This is a genomic window from Pseudoalteromonas sp. SCSIO 43101, assembly GCF_023650775.1.
GTDB classification, from domain to species: domain Bacteria; phylum Pseudomonadota; class Gammaproteobacteria; order Enterobacterales; family Alteromonadaceae; genus Pseudoalteromonas; species Pseudoalteromonas apostichopi.
In genome coordinates this window covers 2876812-2897509 of record NZ_CP072673.1, presented here as the reverse complement: position 1 = coordinate 2897509, position 20698 = coordinate 2876812, and the positions used below count along the sequence as shown (strand labels likewise).

Below are 20698 nucleotides of genomic sequence, written 5' to 3'. Positions count from 1 at the left end.
TTACCCCTGTGCGTTTTTTTATGCCTGAAATTTTGGTTTATTAACTTTTATGATCAAAAAAGATCACTTTTAGAAAAGTTGGATCGTTAATTGCTTTTATTATCGACGCGGCGACAATGTCGCGTTAAAGTATAAAAAAGCGTCAAAAAAATGAGAACGCTTAACTCAGCTTGCAAGCTATTGTAAGCTGTACTGAAAAAACAATTAACTTAAAGGAATTAACTCATGCAAATTTCAAACAATAGCCAGTTGCAAATGCAAGCATACAGCCAAATGCAACAAACAAAGCCTGCTTTGGAACAAACTACTAGTAATAAAACCCTGCAATCTGATACAGTAACTTTATCAAGTGAAGCGCTGGCTTTATCAGGCGGTGCAGAGATTCAACGTGGCGGTGGTGCAATGCTTCCACCTAGCAAGAAAGAGTATTAGGAACTGAATGTCTTTTATAGAGCAACTAGGTTTTTTTTCCCTATCCGCAATGAGTGCATGGGGATTTTTAATGGCGTTCTTTTTTAATATTTTTGTTTATTGTATAGATGAAAATAAAAGAAAAACCACGTTGCTCTTAAGTTCATTTATTATGATGCTCTCTTATCTAGGAGGGGATTATTTTTTTAATTGGTTAACTTACACAGCTACAACATTCCTAGATTGGGCTCTTTATGATCTAGCGACACTTACATTTTTAGCTGTTTCTTTTTATTTTGTAAAACGAACTACACCTTCATTTATATATCTTATTGTAGGCTTGATAATTAACACAGTATTGTTTCTTGCCGTTTATTTAGATGTGGAAGTCTATAAAAATACAACCCATTGGATTTTATGGGACATATATTCGATTGGAGTCAATATCGTTGATTTTACAATGATCATTGCTTTAATTGTTGATCGTGATTTTCTATTATTGAACAAACTCAAAAGCTTTGTAGTGTCTTCTGCAAATAACCATAAATTAGCTTAATAATTCAAAGCTATGTACATAAGTGATGTTGTTGGAAGTTTGATAGGAGCCTTCATCGAATGGGGGTTCTTAATGGTTTTTCTTTTTAATTTAGTGACACATATTAATAAACCTGATAAACGCTTGGTAATCTTGGCATTTATAATGATGGTTTCATACTTCCTAAGTGGCATTTTTAACTTATCTATCTATATCTATCTAAACTGGTTTTATTTTGATCTACTAACCATAACAACTGTTTTGGCGTGGATTTACGTTGCAAAAATAGGCTCTTGTAGTGCAATTTACTACATTGTATTGGGATTGTTCTCAAACGCTCTTTTGATGCTTAGCATATTTGTAGATATTGTGGTTATCGAAAATAGAACTCCTTGGGCACTATGGAGTATCTATTCGTTTGGAGTAAATACTATTGATATGATGATGCTAATAGCATTAATTACTAATCGCGACTTTTTACTACTTCATAAACTATGCCGGTTTGTGAAAGGTAAAAAATTTAAGCCGTGGTTTATAGATGAATCTGAAAAGCCCACCAACGCTTAATGAAACTCGTTTTATTTTTAAGAGTATCTGAATTTTAAGACTTACTTCATGCTTAAACTAATCCAAGACAATTTTGGAGTGTACCTCGCAGCATTTATCATGTGGGGTTTCTTGATGTCCTTTCTTTATAACATGGTAAAGAAATCATCTGCGCCAAATGGTGACAAAACAGTGATGTGGATCTCACTTGCACTGTTTATTTCTTACATGATGAGTGACCCATTACTCAATATAGCGCTTGGCTATAATATTTTAGATTCAAGTTTTGCCTATGTGATTTGGGCGCTATCTGATTTAACAATACTATTAGTTGTGTGGGTAATTACTCGAAAGCGAAATCTTACTCAGGCTCCTGCAAAGCTTTATGTATACATTGGGCTTTTAGTTAACTCATCACTGTTTTTAGGCATGTATTTTGATATTAACTATGCCTATACAGGAAGCTGGTGGTTTTGGAATGTCTATAGTATCACAGTGAACCTGATGGACATTATGATGCTCATTGCACTTTTCAGTAATAAAGATTTTCTGGGTTTTGTTAAGCTTTATCGGAAAGTTCAAGGCCAAGCTGGAGCAGCTTGACCTCAATTCGTTAGAAACGGTATTCCCAGCTGGTTCTAAGGGCTGTGTTTGTTTCTGACTCATCACCTATTTCATCTTTTGAAATAAGCCCTGTCACTTTCCACAAACCATTAAACATAGATTGTTGATAACCGAGCTCTAACTGCAACTGACTCATCTCAGATGCGACCTCAGCGTGTGTGGTTTCGCTTTCAATCCAACGTAACTTTGCATGGCCACCATAGCCATTTAAAGTGTGGTAATAGGCACCAAGGATAGCAGATTTACTTTGCAGTGGTGTTGAGCTGCCAAGTAAACGTGAGCGTTGTGTATAGCTGCCAGAGCCATATACGCAATCGCTAATTTGCTCACAAGTTTGCTCTGTATTTGAGTATTCAAAATAACTCTTTAGTAAATCCTCTGTTGAACCAAAGTAGCTTTCAATACCCAGCGTATAGAATGGCTCGCTCGGTGCTAAACCGCTTTTATTTCGACCCATAACTTCAGCATAAAAGGCAACAGGCTGCGTCATTAGAGTTGTAGAATACTTTACATCTAAACTGGTTAATCGGTGTTTTGATTCGATGCTCTCAAGGGTAACAGGGTCAATTTTTAGGTTAGTTAAATAGTCAGAGCCTGCACTATTAATAGCAACTTCAAGCCCTGTTAATGGTGTACTTGCAAACCTTAACGCCCAAAAGTCACCGTCTTCGGAATTATTAAGAAATGGCTTTTGTTTGGCGTAAATACCCGTTAACTGCCAGTTACCGATAAACGATAACCAACTTGGGCCTACATATTGCGTATTCGCTCTCGTAAAGCGCAGGCCTTTCATTGGCGCGGCATTATTTGATAGCAGTAGGGCGTTATCGTTACTTGGCCCCCACCAATGACTTACTTGTTCAGCACTGATTGACCAATTACCTAGTAAAACTGCTAAATAGCTATCTTGATAGGTCACATGTTGTTTATCAAGTGCATCATCGGCGTAATTAACACTGACCTTAGCACTTACGCGCTTCCCTGTGATAGAACCATAGCTATTTATGCCACTTTCTTGCTGGTGGCGTTTACCAAACCCTTGCTGGGTGAGTGGTTCGCTGTTGTAATTCAGGCGAATGCCTGAGCTCGACTTTTGTTTTGCATTATCAAGGGCATGCTTAACATGCTGATAAGCAAATAAGCTCTGCTCATCAAGTTGACTGGTATCTGCAATGTTTAGATCACGTGCAATACCTTGCCACATTAAGGGGTAACTATTAATAGGTTGTTTTATGACACCTTGGTTAAATAGCATTTCGATTGAAGCGCGAAGTAAAGGGTCGTCGCTTTCTATCCATGGTTCTGCAAGACTTGGCGCAGAGCACATTAGTAATGCAGTTAAGCTAATGAACTTTTTTAATTTCATCCGTGAATTTTTTCCTGTAGTGCTTTGGCTACGATAGGGTCAACAAACTCGCTTACATCACCATTGTGGCGTGCTACTTCTTTGACTAGAGTAGATGAAATAAATGAATTTTTTTCTGCAGGTGTCAAAAATACACTTTCTAGATCTGGATTTAGTCGACGATTCATATTTGCTAACTGAAATTCATAATCAAAGTCAGACACTGCACGAATACCTCGAATAAGTACTTCGGCTTTATGCTCGCGAGCTAAATCAGCTAATAAGCCAGAAAAGCCAATCACACTTACATTATCAAGATGCGCTAAGATTTTATTGGCAAGCTCAACACGCTCATCGAGTGTAAAGCACGGCTGCTTACTAGGGTTATGTGCAATAGCAACAATAACTTTTTCGAACATTTTTGCAGCTCGATGAATTAAGTCGGTATGGCCATTTGTAAGGGGGTCGAAGGTACCCGGATAGATTGCAGTAACGTTCATAACTATCAGCGATTTATAAATTTGCCTGCTATATTAACAGTGTTTTCTCGACTATGCAGCTTAGAAAATACGCGTATCGGATTAGGAACCTTCACCTATATAAGGTAGTAAACCGATTGAGGTTATTATTTTTCAAGGTAGTATTTAATTGCCACGCATTTGTTTATACTGCTTGGCTGGGGAACGTAATAATCATAAAAAACAGAGTAAATAGGCTATGAGCACAAAGGACAAAATCATACACACCAGCATTGAGTTATTTAATCGCCACGGTGAGCGTGCCATAACAACCAACCATATCGCCTCGCATATGGGGATAAGCCCAGGAAACTTGTATTATCACTTTAAAAATAAAGAAGATATTATTCGTCACATATTTGCTTTGTACAGCGACCATCTACACACTCATTTCAAGCCACTGACTCCTGATGACGATGCGCTTGAAAACCTAGCGGGTTATCTTGATTCGTTGTTTGAACAAATGTGGCGCTTTCAGTTTTTCTACGACAACTTAGGCGATATTTTATCTCGTGATGAAGAGCTGAAAAAAGGCTACATTGCGTTTCAAACTGAGCTTTTAGAGCAAGTTAAAGATGTACTTTTTGCATTACGTGAAGGCGGTGTTATTTGCATTGCAGACGAAGATGTTACAGAGCTTGCGCATATGCTTAAAATGACTGTGAGCTTTTGGACGCCTTATATCAAAGCTCGCCGCTTAAGTGGTGAACTTGCCAGAGCTGATATTTATAACGGTATTTTAAAAGTATTACTGCTATTAAAAGCTCATTGCACAGAGCAACATCTAGAGCAAGTTAACCAATTAAGAGCTAAGTATTTAGCCCTTGCTGAAACAGAGCAAAGCGAACAATAATCCCGCAAAGCAGTTTATTTCCTAGACGCTATAATTTTTGTTATAATCGCGCGCCCTTGAGGTTGCTTAACCTTGGGGCGTGTGAAATCCACAGTCTAAGAGTGAACTATGCTTAAATTTATCGTCAAACTACACCCTGAAATCGCGATCAAGAGTAAATCTGTTCGTAAACGTTTTACCAAGTTATTAGAAAATAATATTAAGATCGTTTTGCGTCGCGTTGACGAAAAAGTTCAGGTAAGAAACAACTGGGATAATATCTCTGTTGTCAGTTTGCTAGACTCTGAGCAAGTTCGCTTAGATATTATCGATGGCTTAAAACGCATTCCAGGTATCGTACAGTTTATTGAAGTAACAGAAACAGACTTCGACTCAATCGACGATATTTACCAAAAAGCACTTGAACTAATCGGTCATACCATTGCAGGCAAAACATTCTGTGTGCGTTGTAAACGTTCAGGTAAGCATGATTTCACCTCAAGCGATGTAGAGCGCTACGTAGGTGGTGGCTTAAACCAGCATGTTGAAGGTGCACGCGTTAAATTATCTCACCCAGAGGTGACAGTTCGTTTAGAAGTGCGTGATGATAAAGCTTATATCGTTACTCAAACTCACTACGGTATGGCAGGCTTCCCGCTACCAACACAAGAAGATGTACTATCGCTAATGTCGGGTGGCTTTGACTCAGGTGTTGCAAGCTATCAAATGATCCGTAAAGGTGCACGTACTCACTTCTTGTTCTTTAACCTAGGTGGTGCGGCTCACGAAATCGGTGTTAAGCAAGCGAGTTACTACATCTGGAAGCAGTTTAGCTCTACTCATAAAGTGAAGTTCGTTACGGTTGATTTTGAACCTGTAGTCGCTGAAATTTTAGAAAACGTTGAAAACAGCCAAATGGGTGTTGTTCTTAAACGTATGATGATGCGTGCAGGTAGCCAAGTTGCAGAAAAGCTAGGTGTACAAGCACTGGTAACTGGTGAAAGCATTGGTCAGGTATCGAGCCAAACGCTTGCTAATTTAAGTGTTATTGACCGTGTAACTGAAACCTTAATTATTCGTCCGTTAATCCAACACGATAAACAAGATATTATTAATATTGCACGTCAAATTGGTACGGCTGAAATGGCAGAAAGCATGCCTGAGTACTGTGGTGTTATTTCTAAGAAGCCAACAGTTAAAGCAAAAATCAAAACGATTCTTGCTGAAGAAGCTAAGTTTGACTTCGACGTGCTAAATACGGTTGTTGAGAATGCCCGTGTGATGGATATTCGCGATATCGACACCGAAGCAAAAGAAGAAGTGAAAGAAGCTGAGTCTGTATCTGACTTACCAGAGGGGGCAGTTGTTGTTGATATTCGCTCACCTGAAGAAGAAGATGCAAATCCATTAGAGCTTGAAGGTATTGAAGTTGTTCATTTACCTTTCTTCCGCTTAGCGACTAAATTTGGTGACTTACCAAAAGATAAAGAATATTACTTATATTGTGCTAAAGGTGTGATGAGCCAGCTACAAGCGCTGATCCTTCACGAAGAAGGCTACAGCAACGTAAAAGTGTATCGCCCGTAAGGGATAGTGATAAAAGCGCGACATGTTCGCGCTTTTTTAATGCCGAAAATAATTGCGAGAAACGAAAGCTAGTAACTTTACTCTTTCCCTTAGCTAACTTTTTATTTTTATCATGCTAAGCATTGCTTGATTATAAGGTGTTTTTACGCCTAATTTAGCGCCTTGTTCACACACATAACCACAAATTGCATCAATTTCAGACTCTCGATTATGGCTGATGTCTTGCTGCATAGAAGAAAAGTTTTCAGCGGTTGCCGTCATCACTGAATAGGCTTGGTCCAGTGCCTCGCTAAGCTTTACGTCAACACCTTGTTTATTGGCAACAAGGCATGCTTCATTGAGCAAGTTAATGATACGAGTACTAAATTGCGGTGCACGTAATTGGCCATTTTTAATGTTGTGAATCGCTGTTAACGGGTTTATGGCAATATTCACTAACAGCTTTTGCCAACGCAATGAGTGGATATCATCACTAACAGAAAAGTGTGGTAAGTAGCTAAACAGCTGCTTTAGCTCATTGAGCTTTCCACTAGCAGCGTTATTGCAAGCACCCAGCACGCTTTCGCCATTACCAGTATGGCTCACACTATAAGGCGTTGTTTTAAAGCCAGCTAAACGCGTTGTTAAAAACGCTAATCCTTGAGAGTCTAACAACTGGACATTAACTTCATCAACATTACCCATACCATTATGAGAAATAACGATTTGGCATTTTTTACTAAGGTAAGGTTTTACTTGTCCAAAGGCAGCTTGCACCTGAAATGCTTTAACTGTGATTAATACTAAGTCAAAGGGGGCGGATTGACTAAGCTCTTTGTGGTGAATAAGGCGAGCTTTAATTGGATGTGATTTACCATTACTGGCTTGATAAAAGCGCGTGGTCAGGGTTGGCTTACGGGTCAGTAATGTAATGTCATGTTGTGCAGATAAAAAATGGCTAAACAACAAGCCAATCGCACCGTCGCCAACAATTAATATGTTAGCCATTACGTTGCTTACTACCTACATGAAAACCAAGTTTTATAATAAAATAGCTTACAGCACCGATAAAATCAGCGACAAAATCCCCAACCGAAGCTTGACGGTAAGGCAGCATATCTTGCATAAACTCTATGGCCGCACCATATCCGGCTAATAGTAAAATTTGCACCAAAAGAGGCAATTTAAAGGCTTTGTCCATCACCATAGCCAGTACAAAGAAAATACCAAAATGCGCCACTTTATCTACGTGTGGAAAGAGGTTGCTCACCCCTTTAATTTCTTTGGCAAATAAAATTGTAAAGCCAATAATGCTGGCTAAAAAGATAACTTGGTAAACACGCCTTGTCACAATAAACCCTAAAAATGCCGAAATTGAATGGTCAGTATATCAAACAATTTTTGCATCGCACCTGAACAAATCGGATAAAAATAGAAAGAATCGACAAATAAGCGTTATAATTGCCAACCATAAATGAATTTAAAAAAGACTATGTTAGGAGAACCCCATGCCTTCATTTGATATTGTTTCTGAAGTAGAAATGAACGAAGCGCAGAATGCAGTAGATAATGCAAAGCGTGAACTAGAGACGCGTTTTGATTTTCGTGGTGTTGATGCATCAATCGAACTAAGTGATAAAGTAATCAAGTTAAAAGCAGAAGCACCACAACAAGTTATGCAACTTTTTGACATTCTTGCTGCGAAAATTTCAAAGCGTGGCTTAGATGTATCTAGCTTAGAATTAAGAGATGAGTCGCGTAGTGGTAAATACGTAATGCGTGACGTTGCGCTTAAGCAAGGTATTGAAAAAGACGTAGCGAAGAAAATCGTTAAATTAATCAAGGACTCAAAAATCAAAGTACAAGCCGCTATTCAAGGTGAAGAATTACGTGTAACAGGTAAAAAACGTGATGATTTACAAGAAGCAATGCAAGTTGTTCGTACTGCTGATTTAGGTCAACCATTCCAGTTCAAAAACTTCCGCGATTAATACTCTGTGTTTATAGCTTTGAGCTGTAGGTTTTAAGCTATAAACCTGCAAGTTTCTGAACTTTACAAGGAGCGTATTTTGAGACGAATATTAGGTTACAGAGAAAAAGATATCTTCTAGCTATTTTCAGCTAGAGGATATTTATGTCAGTAAAGAACAAAACAATTGACCGTAATAAACACGGTAAAATAAACAGAAAATACACAGGCCCACACAGTACTTATTTTTACCAACAAACACCAAGTTGGTGGGTGAAAATGACGATGACCAAGCCAAGAAGACGCTTAAATAAAGCTCTTTGCAAGCTTGTGCTGAATGGTGCTGACCCAGAAGGAATTGTTTTTCCATTAGGAAATTCAAAACCTCACGAGTACTTCTGGTAATCATTGTTTTATAAAAGCCAATCACCATGCTGATTGGCTTTTTTGATCTGACTCCACTTACAGTTTGAAGCTTTAGGCTTAAAGCTTTGCTTTAGAAGTATAGCCGTCCATTGACTTTCTTCCCCAAAATCATCACAATAACGGCCTATTTTCGAGGTGCTTGCTGTATCTTCAGATACGTTATATTTCAAAGGGTGAAATAGTCGCAAGATAATCGGGAAGTCGGTGCGTTTTCAGGGAGAAAACAATGCCAACACTGCCCCCGCAACGGTAATGTATATGCCATGCATGTACAGAGTCCGGAGACCGGCCTTGAATTAACTTACTATTCGCGTGTGCGGTGGGCACAGGCTAGGGGATATCATGCTAAATAAATCTGCGTTATGCGTAGCGGTTGCTGCTGCGTTATCTTTTTCTGTATCTGCTGACGAGCAATCAATAGAGCACATCACAGTTACTGCCAATAAATTCGAACAATCAATTAATGATGTATTAGCCAGTGTCACTGTTATTGACCGTGCTGATATTGAAGCAAGCTATGTGCGTGACTTACCAAGCTTACTGGCGACTCAAGCAGGCTTTCAAATTAATGCTAATGGTGGTTTTGGGCAAAGCTCAGGTGTTTCTTTACGTGGTGCAAGCTCTCGTCATACGCTTATTTTAATTGATGGTGTACGTACAGGCTCTGCAACACTTGGTTATAAAAGTATTAGCAATATTCCTTTAAACAGTATTGAGCGTGTTGAAGTAATTAAAGGCTCACGTGCTGCTGTATATGGCTCTGATGCGCTAGCAGGTGTGATTAATATCATTACGCGTAAAGCACAAAACACGACCTTAGACGTGACTTTTGGCTCAGACTCTTATCAAGAGTACCAAGTAGCGACGGGTGGTCAGTTTGCGGGTGTTGATGTTGCTGTTAATGCTGGTTATGAAAAAACAGATGGTTTTGATGTTCTTCAAGGTCTAGCGCCAGATGAAGACGGCTACGAAAACAAAAACCTTGGCTTTAATCTAGGTTATCAAAATGAGCAATTAGGTGAATTTTTAGCTCAAGCACAGTACTCAGAAGGCGAAGCCAAATACGACAGTGCTTATAGCCCAGCAAACAGTACCGTAGAAAAAGGCGAGTTCGAAAATTACCAAGCTTCATTAGGTTGGAAAAAAGCCTTCGAAAAACACAGCCATGCCATCGATATTGCCATATCAAGTGATAGTTCAGATGACTCACGTATTGATTACACTGGTGCAACGGTGGTTGATAAGTTTGAAACTGAGCGTGAGCAAATCGATTACAATGGCCAATACTTTTTCAATCAAGCACTGACTCTTAGTGGCGGTTTGAATTGGTATAAAGATGAAGTGAACACTAACTCAGGTACATACTTAAAAGACAGCCGTGAAGTATTCGCTGTGTTTGTTGGCGCATATTATGATGACGAACAAGTACTCGCTAACCTGACAGTTCGCCAAGATGATGATCAGCAGTTTGGTGATGAAACAACATACACTGCAGCTGTAGGCTATCACTTAAATGACATCGCCACATTCCGTGTTAGTCAAAGTACTGGTTTTAAATCTCCAACATTTAATGATCTATATTACCCAGGCTCAGGTAATCCAGAGTTAAACCCTGAAACATCAGATAACCAAGAGCTTGGTTTATCACTCAATGTGAATGATATTAGTCTTGATATTGCGATTTTCCGCAGCGAAATCGACAATAAAATCGCTTGGGCACCAAATGCATCAGGGCAATGGATCCCAACCAATATAAACGAAGCTCGCCACGAAGGTGTTGAGTTTAGTTTTAAAAACCAAGTATTTGGCTTTGATCATAGCTTTAACTTTACCTACCTTTCAGCGGAAGATACACAAACAGGTCAGTCACTCACCTATGTGTCAAATCACAGTGTGAATTGGTCATTGCACAAAGCATGGGGTGATTTTGATGCCGGTATCGATATGCAATACCGTGGTGATCGTGATGGTAAGTTAACGCACTTACCTTCATATACATTATGGAATTTAGTAGGTCACTACCAAGCGACTGACAACTTAACTGTGTCACTACGAATAGAAAACCTATTCGATAAAGAGTACAACGCCGTTGATGCTTATGGCACTGACTTAGATGGTGACTTCATCAACGATGAATATTACTACTACAACACGGCTGAGCGCCGCTTGTTTGTAGGTGCCCGATATCAGTTCTAATAGTTATTAAGGCCAGCTGAGCTGTTTGCTTAAAGCGAGTAATTGACATTAATTTGCCCATTCATGTCATTTGTATAAGTAAAAACAAGCTCAGCTTCATTATTAGTTCTGCGTCTAAAAGCTCGCTACCTACTTAGCGGGCTTTTTTCATTTTAGTTTATCAGCGAAATATTGCTCGAACTTAGCAAGCTTTGGGGCAATAAGTATGCTGCAATAACCTTGATTCGGGTTTTCATTGTAATAGTCTTGGTGGTACTGCTCTGCAGGATAAAAGTTTGATAGAGGGCTGAGTTCAGTCACAATGGGTTCACGAATTTGCTTTTGTAAAGCATCAATCATGGCTTGTGACTCAGTTTTTTGTTGTTCATCATGATAATAAATCACACTGCGATACTGCGTGCCGACATCATTACCTTGACGGTTTAACTGTGTGGCATCATGTAAAGTGAAGAACATTTCAAGTAGGGTGTTATAGCTCACAACACTGCTGTCGAAATCAAGCTGAACAACCTCGGCATGACCTGTTAAGCCAGTACAAATTTGCTGATAACTTGGGTTTTCAATCTCGCCGCCAGCATAGCCAGAGCTGACATTAAGTACTCCTTTCACACGTCTAAATGCTGCATCAATACACCAAAAGCAGCCGCCGCCAAAAGTAGCTATTTGTATGTTGTTATCCATATTTAACTTCCTTACCTTTTTGCTGACTATAGCTGAAAAAACAAAACGCCGTAAAGACGGCGTTTTGTAACATCTTAAACTCGTTTAAATTTCTTCTAACGGCTTATCTTTTGCCTGTTGTTCTAACTTGCTTTGTAAGTACTCAGGCGACTGGGTATTTCTGGCTAGCGCACTGTATGCTGCAGGTACTACGAATAAGGTAAGTAAGGTTGCAACAATAACACCAGTAAATACCACCACACCAATTACCATACGGCTTTCTGCACCTGGGCCACTTGCAAGTACTAGCGGTACCGAGCTCATTACAGTGGTCAGTGAGGTCATGATAATGGGGCGTAAACGCTGCGTAGCTGCTTGAGTTATCGCTTCGTCAAACTCAACGCCTTTATCGCGTAGTTGGTTAGCAAACTCAACAATCAAAATACCGTTTTTCGCACTCAAACCAATTAGCATTACGATACCAATTTGGCTGTAAATATTCAGAGTGAGATCTGTGTACCATAAGCCAAATAATGCGCCGACTAAACCAAGCGGAACGGTAAGCATGATCACAAACGGGTGAATGAAGCTTTCAAACTGGGCTGCAAGTACTAAGAAAGTTACAGTTAGTGCAAGAATGAACACATAGGTCATTGCTGATGCGCCTTCATAGAATAGTTGCGATTCACCTTTGTAGTCAATTGCACCGTCTATGTCATTTTCTTCAGCCGCAACTTGATTTAAGAAGTTCAGCGCTTCTTCTAAGGTATAGCCATCTGCTAAATTCGCACTTAACGTAATTGCGCGCATACGGTTATAGCGGTTCAAACGAGACGCTGTGGCTTCTTCTTTTAAACTAATTAAGCTATCTAGCGGAACCAATTCGCCACTGCGTGATTTTAAGTAGATATTTGAAATATCAGTCGGGTTAGCAAAATCTTCTTTGGTCCCTTTTAAAATTACATCGTATTCTTCACCGCGGTCGATAAAGGTCGTTACGCGACGTTGGCCTAACATGGTTTCTAGCGTGCGACCTACATCAGATACAGAAACACCTAAATCTGCAGCTTTGTTTTTATCAATGTTGATTAAAAACTGCGGGAAGGTTTCTTTGTAATCATGGTCGATTCTCACCAAACCAGGGTTTTTCTCTGCACGCTGGATAATACGGTCTCGCCAATCAGCTAGTTGATCGTAATCGTTACCTTGCAATACAAACTCAATTGGGCGTGATGAACCACCGCCACCGATACCACGGCGCATAATCGCAAAAGCCCGTACGTCGGTCACTTCCGTCATCTTACCGCTAATTTCATCCATTACTTCCCAAGTTGAGCGCTTGCGTTTATCCCAATCAGCCATTCCTATGATAGCCACGCCACCTTGACCACCCCAACCCGGGACTCGAATAAGCACGCGACTTAATTCACCAGATTCAGAGTAAGGCATCAAACGCTCTTCAATTTTTGCCATGTTAGCCGCATTATTCTCATAACTAGCGCCTTCTGGGCCGCTCATCATGATAAAGAATGTTCCACGGTCTTCTTTTGGCGTCAGCTCTGATGGCACTTTTTGAAATAGCATAAAGCTGGCAACACCAGCCAAAATCATCATTAGTAGTAAGCTCCACTTACGACTCATATTTGAAGTAAGTGAATTACGATAGGCGTTTTCAATTTTGTTAAATGTTCTATCCATCCACTGGCTAAACTTACTTTCTTTTTCTGATGGCTTCAGTACTTTTGAGCAAAGTGCCGGAGAAAGGGTTAAGGCTGTAATACTAGAGAAGAACACTGCGGCGCTTACTGCCATAGCAAATTCGGTGAATAGTGCGCCGATACGGCCATCCATAAACACCAGTGGTACGAAGACCGCAATTAGTACGAGCGTAGTGGCGATAATCGCAAAGCCAACTTCACGGGCACCACGAAACGCAGCAAGAAGAGGCGGTTCACCTAATTCTATTCGGCGGTGAATATTTTCAAGCATTACAATTGCGTCATCTACGACTAAACCTATCGCAAGAACGAGAGCTAATAGAGTCAGTAAGTTGATTGAGTAACCCATAGCAAGCAAGAACATAAAGCTACCAACTAGCGCTACTGGTACCGTGACTGCAGGTACGAGTGTTGCACGAATATTACCTAAGAATAGGTAGATAACCAATACAACCAGTGCCATTGAAATCCCAAGCGTTCTATATACTTCATCAATTGATTCTTTGATAAAAATAGATGAGTCATAGCTGTCTTGAATGGTTGTGCCTTCTGGCAGGTTACGCTTGATTTTTTCAAGTTCTGCGCGGGCATTATCAACGACGGTAAGAGTATTGGCTTTGGCCTGCTTTACAATGCCTAAGCCAATCATATTTCTGCCATTACCGCGAAACAGACTTTCGTCGTCAGCGGCTTCTAAGTGAACATCAGCCACTTCACCTAAACGTACTAAATAGCCATCTTCACCACGTTTAATAACCAAGTTTCTAAAGTCTCGCTGATCTTTATAACTACGGGCGGTACGTACTGTAAAATCACGGTCGATAGACTCGATTTCTCCAGCGGGTAATTCAACGTTTTCAGTTCGTAACGTGTTTTCGATATCGCTACTGGTTATACCGCGTGCAGCCATCGCTTTACGGTTTAACCAGATTTTCATTGCGTATTTACGTTCACCACCAACACGCACGTTTGAGACACCGTCAACAACGGCTAATCGGTCAACAATAAAGCGTTGTGCATAATCAGATAACTGTAATGAATCCATGGTAGTACTGTTTAGTACGAACCATGCAATTGGGCTTTCATCGCTGTTTGATTTAGATACCTCTGGCGGGCGAACTTGCTCAGGTAAGCTATCTAGGGCACGGGCTACACGTTCGCGTACATCGTTTGATGCAGCATCGATATCACGGCTGATATTAAACTCAATGGTGATATTTGAGCGACCATTACGGCTCGATGAATTAATACTTTTGATGCCTTCGATACCCGAAATGCGGTTTTCGAGTACTTGGGTGATTTTGGTTTCAATAATCTCTGCGCTGGCACCAGTGTAATCAGTGCTAACGCTGACAATCGGTGTTTCAATATCCGGGTATTCTCGCAGTGGGAGCATAGAAAATGCCACCAAACCAAAGGTAAGTAATAACAGGTTGATTACGATCGCAAAGACCGGGCGTTTAACGCTAGTATCAGTAATTTTCATGGTTTAGCCCTTGATACTTACTTTGCTGCCAGTACGGATCTTAATAATGCCTTCAGTCACAACTTGCTGACCACTTTCAAGGCCTTTATCAATGGCTACCCAGCCATTGTGACGACCTGCCACATGTACTTCTACTTTGTTAGCAACGCCATCTTCAATTTGGAACACATAGTGTTTGTCTTGCTGAGGGATTACGGCTTTCTCTGGCACCATTAGCGCTTGGTTTGAACTTAACTCTAACGCCGTGTTCAGCAACATGCCTGGTCGCAATAAACCACTTTTATTAATAAAGCTTGCAGTTACTTCAACGCTACGTGTTATAGAATCAATACGAGAACTAATGTGGGTCACTTTACCGTTAAAGGTTTTTTCTGGGTAGGCATCATTTTGCGTCATCACTTTCATACCAAGCTGCAACTGAGCTAGGTATTTTTCTGGCACTTTAAAGTCGACCTTAATAATGCTGATATCATCAAGTGTGGTAATGTTTGTTGTATTGCTAACATAAGTACCAATTGAAATTTCGCGCTTGCCTAGCAAGCCAGAAAATGGCGCTTTGATGGTCATTTCTGCCAGCTTTGTTTTAGCACTTTCAAGTTGTGCTTCGGTTGCGTCAACCCGCGATAATTGCTCTTCAAGTAATGATTTAGCAGTCGCTTGTGAGCGAGATAACTCAGTGAGGCGCTCAAGTTGGCGGCGTTCTTCGCGTAAATTAATACTTAGCTCTTTTACTGCTAATTCTTCTTCTTGAGATTGCAATTGAACTAGTTTTTGACCTTTACTCACTAAGTCGCCATCATTGAAAAAGATATCGGTAACATAATCGTTTTGCGCGCTGCGAATATAAATCGCTTGGTTAGCACGAGCGCTACCAATTGCTTCAATGAGTACTGCATTTTCCTCGGCTGTAACAGTGTGCGCTGTTACTTGTGTTGCACGGTTGCCAAAGTTGCTTTGCTCCCCTTGGCTTGAAGGTAAATACAAATAAATACATAACCCAAGTAAAAGGGTAATAATAAAAGGAAAAAGTGCTTTACCAGATTGTGTAGAATACATCATCGTGTTACCAGAAAATTAGTTGAGTGTAGTGTACAAAATTAGTACGTGCCCCGTATGTCAGGTATCTCATAAATTTGTGCATTTGGCGTAAAAGTTAAAAGTTCGGCTAATTTGTTCCTTTATTGTGACTAAAAGAGAGGTTTTAGTATGGGTAAAGAACCAAAGTGTAATTATTGTTTAACGCTTAGAAAGATAGTTTTGGTCACAATTGTGATGTTTATTTTTTACTTTTCAGTATATGGATAAGAAACTTCCTGCACTCAAAGTGCGTGCTCAAGCATCTCGCCATGGCAGCGAGTTTTTAATTGTTGGCGGTATTGGGTTAATCATTATTATGTTGGTTAACTTATTGAGGCCCGGTGAAATTAGCATTGTTGAGATTTTTTTAGCAACAACCTGTATTGCCGCAATTTTTATTGGCTTTTTAAAAACTCAAGAACCATACTTTAGCCTAACATTTACTCAGAATTTACTTATTTATCATCACAAAATTGGGAATTGGCAGCTAAATCGTGCTAATTTTCATCATAGTGGTATACCAAAAGTGGAACAAGGCTTAGAATACCTTGAGTTAAACGCAGTTGGTATTAAACTCAATAACATAGATGAATTTTTAACTCAGATTTCCCCGAGAATTGCTGGACGATTACTGATAGAGCAACGTCATTTATTTATGCAAGTCATTCAAAAATATTGCAAAAATGGTGAGTGCCCATCAGAATGGTTAATAGAAGAGACGGACTACACTGCCCCTAGTGGTCAGCTTTACAAAGGATTGATTGCCATGTTTGCTAATCGTACGCAGCATTTAAGGCAATTAACAGGATACGATTTATTGTTGCCAGCCAATGTTCTTGATGTTGATATTTGGCAATTTAGTGCTGATTTAAATCGTTGGAAACTGAATCCTAATGAGTTTATTGAGGCGCGTTTACAGAAAAAGTAAGCAGTTAGGTGCAGTAAGTAGCAGGATAAGACTATGAGTCAAGAACGTTCTTTTATTAAAAGCGGTCGAAACACAATAATACACAAAGATAAAAAACTCGACTTAGTGGTTGTGAATGGTGAGAATCACCCACGCATTAAAGTTACTCAAAATGGTTTAGAGCCGTTTAAAGACGACCTGCCAAAAAACCGTCGTGAAGCCAAAGAGCGCTACTTAGAGATGGTGTATGTAGCAAGCCCTGATGTATTTGCAGAAGAAAAACGTTTGTTGTTTATCCAAGCCCTCGATGGCAGAGAATACAAAGTCGATTACAGTAAAGTAGGTACAAAGCTTTTCGTTCGTATCCATCAAGAAAGTTATTTATAAACCCGAGTCTGGCACTTTAATTGCTTGTTATTAGCTTATTTGGCAGTCGGCCATGACCGACTTTGCATTTTAAGGTGGTAAACATGAGATTAGTGCCTCTTACCCTAGTTGCATTAACGACATTAACAGCCTGTGGCGGCGGTGGTGGTTCGAGTGATTCGAATCCAGTCGCAGCAACAGTTAATGCAGGCTCAGATCAGCAAATTATTGAAAAAAGTGAATTTACTGTCTCTGCCAAAGGCTCTCCAGCAGATGGCACTTTTACCTGGGAGCGAGTCAGTGGCCCAGCAGTAGAAGGTTTTCCAGCTGAAGGCGCAGAACAAACCATTACCGCTCCTGATATTAAACTCGACTCTGAACTTGTTTTAAAAGTAAATTATCAAACTGATGGGCAACTTGTTTCCGATCAAGTTAGTATTTTTATTACCTCTAATAATCAACTGCCTGTTGCAGTGATTACTCAAACCGCGCCAGAAGAGTTACCATCACAATACAATGATGTGATTACATTAAGTGGCGAAGAGTCTGCTGATATCGATGAAAATGGTTCGGTTGATAGCTACTTATGGACTCAACTTGATGGTCCTGAATTAACGGCTGATAGTTACGACAAGCAAACCATTAGTTTCACTCACCCACTACTTGAATCAAATACAGCGATGACTTGGCGCTTGACTGTAACTGACGATGAAGGTGGTTCAGCAAGTACTGAAGCGTCGTTTACATTAAATAAAACGGTTGAAGTAATTATTGCTGATGCGGGCGTTGATCAACAAGTTATTGAGTTTGATACCGTGACGCTTGATGCTAGCAATAGTGAAATCGTGACGGCAACAAAATCATGTTTTTGGCAGCAATTAACAGGCGAAACAGTGACTTTGGCAAACCAGAACCAATGTATCATAACTTTCGTCGCTCCTGATGTTGATACCGATTCAGAGCTGAGCTTTGAAGTTACCGTGACAGACAGTAAATCACGTAGCGACACGGATATTGTGATTATAGATATAAGTCCAAAACCTCTGGGTTTAATTAATGATACCGGCATGAGTGATTGCTACAACAACTCACAAAAAATTAATTGTGACAGCGAAGACTTTCCAAGCCAAGATGCTGATATAGGTCGTGACAGCGTCGCAAATCAACTCGATAAAGTTGGTCAGGGTGACTTGGCGTTTGATTTTACGAAAATGAATGAATTTGCCGATGAACTACCTGATGATGCTACTCGCTTTAGCTGCGTACGCGATAACGTGACAGGGCTAATATGGGAAGTGAAAGAAGCAAGTTCAACATTGCCACCGTCAACCACCGAGCGTGCTGGATCAAATCATTATACTTGGTATCTAAATGGTTCAACTGGAGTGCAAACTGGCAGTGTGCAAGGGGCTGCGGGCTCTTCATGCCCAAGTACTAGTAACTGTGGCTTGCAAACTTATATTGATGATGTAAATAGCCGCGACTTTTGCGGTGGTACAAACTGGCGTGTGCCCACTTACACTGAATTATTAGGGCTATTAGATTATGCCAAACAAGGTGAGTCTACGTTACTTAATACAGACTTTTTCCCTAATCAGCCTAGTGATACTCAGCTAAGTACTAGTAGCAGTTCGTTTATGCCATATTGGACCTCACAAACAGCGGCAGATGGTACAAGTCTATCGCAGGCCTATATTATTGATATGAGTAGTGCTAATGATTTAGCGTACCCCAAAAATAACACCGCCTTTGTGCGCTTAGTCAGAACGCCGGGAGAGTAATATGCGAAAGTTACCTTTAATTACCGCACTTACCGTTATTGCTTTGCAATCGGGTTATGTCGCAGCGCAAGTATGTTATAACGCCGTCACAGAGACCACCCCTGATAGCCGTTTTGTGATTAACGAAGATGGTACAGTCAGCGACAGCGCAACGGGCCTTATGTGGCAACGTTGTACATTTGGTCAAAGCTATAATAGTGAAACGGATACCTGTGAAGGGACCAGCCAGCAACTTACCTGGGGTGAGGCACTGCGCGGGGCTGAAAATGCAACCTTTGCTGATTACAGCGATTGGCATGTGCCAAATGTTAAGGAGTTAGCAAGCATTTTAGAGCACAGTTGTGTGCAGCCTAGTATTAACGAAACGGCGTTTTTATCAACTAAGCTGCAAAACTATTGGAGTAGCACTTCAGGGATCAGTCGCACTGATCTTGCTTGGGTGTATCAATTTGATAAAGGCATAAATAGCCTTCATGCAAAAACATCTGATGTTTATTTGCGTTTGGTGCGCTACGAAAAGTAATTTTTAATAACCTCTAACCGCGCTTGCTCAAGCGCGGTTTTTATTTCTGCCCCTTTAATACCTTGCGCAATAAACTGCTGCGGATTAACTGCACGCGCTTGCGCTGCTGCTTTTATTATTGACTCATAGCAGGCAACTGACTGTTGATGACTAACCTCTAAAACCTTTAATACCTGTTCAAAGCGTTCTGGGCGACGCCATAAATCAAGTTGATTAAAGCTGCTAAAAATAGCCTCGCTAGTCGGTTTTTCTGCGCTTAACGTTGTTTGATGTATTTGACTAAATAGCGCTAAATCACGTACTTCATTAGGTAAGCGTATGCTAGTTGCAATGATCTTTATCTCGTCACTTGAAAGCGATAAGGTGACTTGACTGAATAACACTGCAATGTCATTAATTTGCAGTTTATTAGCATAGGCAAAGCGTGCTTGTAGCGTGTTGTAAAGCTCATCGCACCACTTTTCTTCAAGCTCCGCGCTTACGACATGCAGACCGCCAATACTAGCAAGCACATTTAGAAACTCGCTAAATGCACCGTCACTGAGAGACTTTTCGCACTCTAACCACACTCGTTCAGCGGTGAGAGTGTTAAGTTCACCCGCCTTCACCATATCAATTAAAAGAGCTTTGGTTTCTGGAGCAATAGTAAAACCTAGGTAATGATAACGAGCTGCAAAACGGGCTACCCGTAATATTCTCAATGGATCTTCACTAAAGGCATCAGAAACATGACGAAGTAAGCGATTTTCTAAGTCTTGTTGGCCAGAAAAAGGGTCAATTAAGCTGCCATCTTCAGCTTGTGCAATGGCATTTACAGTGAGATCTCGGCGAATTAAGTCTTGCTCTAGTGTCACATCCGGCGCGAAATCACAAATAAAGCCGTTATAGCCTTGGCCTTGTTTTCGCTCGGTGCGAGCTAGCGCGTATTCTTCTTTACTTTGAGGATGTAAAAATACCGGGAAGTCTTTACCAACTTGTTGATAGCCTTGACTAATAAGTTGCTCAGGCGTTGCGCCAACCACCACATAGTCACGCTCTTTAATGTCACGACCAAGTAGGGCATCTCTGACTGCGCCACCGACTAAATAAACCTGCATAAAACACCTCTAATTTTGCCTTTTGGCTATTTTACGTTATTTAACCAATAAAATGTAAACAAGGTTTTAAGTAGCGAGGTTTTTTGCCATTATAGACCGTGATTTTAAACGCAAG

The 20698-nt window shown here is 40.4% G+C and carries 21 protein-coding genes and 1 riboswitch; of the genes, 13 read left to right on the top strand and 8 right to left on the bottom strand.

Translation table 11 applies throughout. The features are described from left to right. Positions 1 to 225 precede the first annotated feature (225 nt). The 4 genes from J8Z25_RS13450 (at position 226) to J8Z25_RS13435 (ending at position 2095) form a co-directional block, all read left to right on the top strand. Positions 226 to 432, top strand: coding sequence for a hypothetical protein (locus tag J8Z25_RS13450; protein WP_130050659.1), 207 nt, complete (start codon positions 226 to 228; stop codon positions 430 to 432). Between the two features lie 7 nt (positions 433 to 439). Beyond that, positions 440 to 967 carry a hypothetical protein gene (locus J8Z25_RS13445; RefSeq protein ID WP_250661191.1) on the top strand — a complete coding sequence of 176 codons (528 nt, stop codon included), beginning with the start codon at positions 440 to 442 and terminating at the stop codon, positions 965 to 967. Between the two features lie 144 nt (positions 968 to 1111). Next, entirely contained in the window at positions 1112 to 1513 is a 402-nt protein-coding gene (locus tag J8Z25_RS13440; RefSeq protein ID WP_250661190.1) for a hypothetical protein, read from the top strand. A 48-nt stretch (positions 1514 to 1561) separates the two neighbouring features. After that, positions 1562 to 2095, top strand: coding sequence for a hypothetical protein (locus tag J8Z25_RS13435; protein ID WP_250661189.1), 534 nt, complete (start codon positions 1562 to 1564; stop codon positions 2093 to 2095). A 10-nt stretch (positions 2096 to 2105) separates the two neighbouring features. Here J8Z25_RS13435 and J8Z25_RS13430 read toward each other — a convergent pair whose 3' ends face one another. Together J8Z25_RS13430 and coaD are read right to left on the bottom strand one after the other, a co-directional pair. Continuing rightward, entirely contained in the window at positions 2106 to 3482 is a 1377-nt protein-coding gene (locus J8Z25_RS13430; RefSeq protein ID WP_250661188.1) for a capsule assembly Wzi family protein, read from the bottom strand. Then, positions 3479 to 3961, bottom strand: a complete 483-nt coding sequence (gene coaD / locus J8Z25_RS13425; protein ID WP_130050664.1) for a pantetheine-phosphate adenylyltransferase — start codon at positions 3959 to 3961, stop codon at positions 3479 to 3481. The genes J8Z25_RS13430 and coaD overlap by 4 nt, the downstream gene beginning before the upstream one ends. A gap of 217 nt (positions 3962 to 4178) precedes the next feature. Here coaD and J8Z25_RS13420 point away from each other — a divergent pair, with 217 nt between their 5' ends. Together J8Z25_RS13420 and thiI are read left to right on the top strand one after the other, a co-directional pair. Then, a complete protein-coding gene (locus tag J8Z25_RS13420) occupies positions 4179 to 4832 on the top strand; it encodes a TetR/AcrR family transcriptional regulator (protein ID WP_130050665.1) in 654 nt (217 codons plus the stop codon). A 108-nt stretch (positions 4833 to 4940) separates the two neighbouring features. Continuing rightward, positions 4941 to 6398, top strand: coding sequence for a tRNA uracil 4-sulfurtransferase ThiI (thiI, locus tag J8Z25_RS13415; RefSeq protein WP_130050666.1), 1458 nt, complete (start codon positions 4941 to 4943; stop codon positions 6396 to 6398). Positions 6399 to 6491: 93 nt separating this feature from the next. Here the strand turns inward: thiI and J8Z25_RS13410 are convergent, their stop codons facing one another. Together J8Z25_RS13410 and J8Z25_RS13405 are read right to left on the bottom strand one after the other, a co-directional pair. Continuing rightward, entirely contained in the window at positions 6492 to 7385 is an 894-nt protein-coding gene (locus tag J8Z25_RS13410; protein WP_250661187.1) for a ketopantoate reductase family protein, read from the bottom strand. Then, positions 7378 to 7728, bottom strand: a complete 351-nt coding sequence (locus tag J8Z25_RS13405; RefSeq protein ID WP_130050668.1) for a VanZ family protein — start codon at positions 7726 to 7728, stop codon at positions 7378 to 7380. Before J8Z25_RS13405 ends, J8Z25_RS13410 begins: the two co-directional genes overlap by 8 nt. A gap of 157 nt (positions 7729 to 7885) precedes the next feature. Between J8Z25_RS13405 and J8Z25_RS13400 the strand changes: the two genes are divergently transcribed. The 3 genes from J8Z25_RS13400 (at position 7886) to J8Z25_RS13390 (ending at position 10968) form a co-directional block, all read left to right on the top strand. Further along, complete coding sequence (locus tag J8Z25_RS13400) at positions 7886 to 8368, top strand: YajQ family cyclic di-GMP-binding protein (protein ID WP_063703177.1); 483 nt, start codon at positions 7886 to 7888, stop codon at positions 8366 to 8368. Positions 8369 to 8511: 143 nt separating this feature from the next. Next, positions 8512 to 8751: a hypothetical protein gene (locus tag J8Z25_RS13395; RefSeq protein ID WP_130050669.1), complete on the top strand. Its 240-nt coding sequence runs from the start codon at positions 8512 to 8514 to the stop codon at positions 8749 to 8751. 173 nt (positions 8752 to 8924) lie between these two features. Beyond that, a riboswitch (cobalamin riboswitch) is annotated at positions 8925 to 9080 on the top strand. A 34-nt stretch (positions 9081 to 9114) separates the two neighbouring features. Continuing rightward, positions 9115 to 10968 carry a TonB-dependent receptor domain-containing protein gene (locus J8Z25_RS13390; protein ID WP_250661186.1) on the top strand — a complete coding sequence of 618 codons (1854 nt, stop codon included), beginning with the start codon at positions 9115 to 9117 and terminating at the stop codon, positions 10966 to 10968. 147 nt (positions 10969 to 11115) lie between these two features. Here J8Z25_RS13390 and msrA read toward each other — a convergent pair whose 3' ends face one another. The 3 genes from msrA to J8Z25_RS13375 all read right to left on the bottom strand — a co-directional run bounded on the left by msrA (position 11116) and on the right by J8Z25_RS13375 (position 15888). Then, positions 11116 to 11649 carry a peptide-methionine (S)-S-oxide reductase MsrA gene (gene msrA / locus J8Z25_RS13385; protein WP_130050671.1) on the bottom strand — a complete coding sequence of 178 codons (534 nt, stop codon included), beginning with the start codon at positions 11647 to 11649 and terminating at the stop codon, positions 11116 to 11118. Between the two features lie 84 nt (positions 11650 to 11733). After that, positions 11734 to 14832 (bottom strand): efflux RND transporter permease subunit, encoded by a 3099-nt coding sequence (locus J8Z25_RS13380; RefSeq protein WP_130050672.1) that lies wholly within the window; start codon positions 14830 to 14832, stop codon positions 11734 to 11736. Between the two features lie 3 nt (positions 14833 to 14835). Beyond that, positions 14836 to 15888 carry an efflux RND transporter periplasmic adaptor subunit gene (locus tag J8Z25_RS13375; RefSeq protein WP_130052251.1) on the bottom strand — a complete coding sequence of 351 codons (1053 nt, stop codon included), beginning with the start codon at positions 15886 to 15888 and terminating at the stop codon, positions 14836 to 14838. Positions 15889 to 16129: 241 nt separating this feature from the next. Between J8Z25_RS13375 and J8Z25_RS13370 the strand changes: the two genes are divergently transcribed. The 4 genes from J8Z25_RS13370 to J8Z25_RS13355 all read left to right on the top strand — a co-directional run bounded on the left by J8Z25_RS13370 (position 16130) and on the right by J8Z25_RS13355 (position 19486). Next, on the top strand, positions 16130 to 16837 hold the full coding sequence (locus tag J8Z25_RS13370) for a DUF2982 domain-containing protein (protein WP_250661185.1): 708 nt from the start codon (positions 16130 to 16132) through the stop codon (positions 16835 to 16837). Between the two features lie 33 nt (positions 16838 to 16870). Beyond that, on the top strand, positions 16871 to 17203 hold the full coding sequence (locus J8Z25_RS13365; protein WP_130050674.1) for a hypothetical protein: 333 nt from the start codon (positions 16871 to 16873) through the stop codon (positions 17201 to 17203). An 83-nt stretch (positions 17204 to 17286) separates the two neighbouring features. Further along, the gene (locus tag J8Z25_RS13360) at positions 17287 to 18963 is read left to right on the top strand and encodes an Lcl C-terminal domain-containing protein (RefSeq protein ID WP_250661184.1); all 1677 of its coding nucleotides are present in this window, start codon (positions 17287 to 17289) and stop codon (positions 18961 to 18963) included. Position 18964: 1 nt separating this feature from the next. Further along, positions 18965 to 19486 (top strand): Lcl C-terminal domain-containing protein, encoded by a 522-nt coding sequence (locus tag J8Z25_RS13355; protein WP_130050676.1) that lies wholly within the window; start codon positions 18965 to 18967, stop codon positions 19484 to 19486. On the opposite strand, the gene J8Z25_RS13350 is transcribed toward J8Z25_RS13355, so the two are convergent. Then, positions 19474 to 20583: a tRNA nucleotidyltransferase/poly(A) polymerase-related protein gene (locus J8Z25_RS13350; RefSeq protein ID WP_130050677.1), complete on the bottom strand. Its 1110-nt coding sequence runs from the start codon at positions 20581 to 20583 to the stop codon at positions 19474 to 19476. The two genes, J8Z25_RS13355 and J8Z25_RS13350, sit on opposite strands and share 13 nt — an antisense overlap. Between the last annotated feature and the right edge of the window lie 115 nt (positions 20584 to 20698).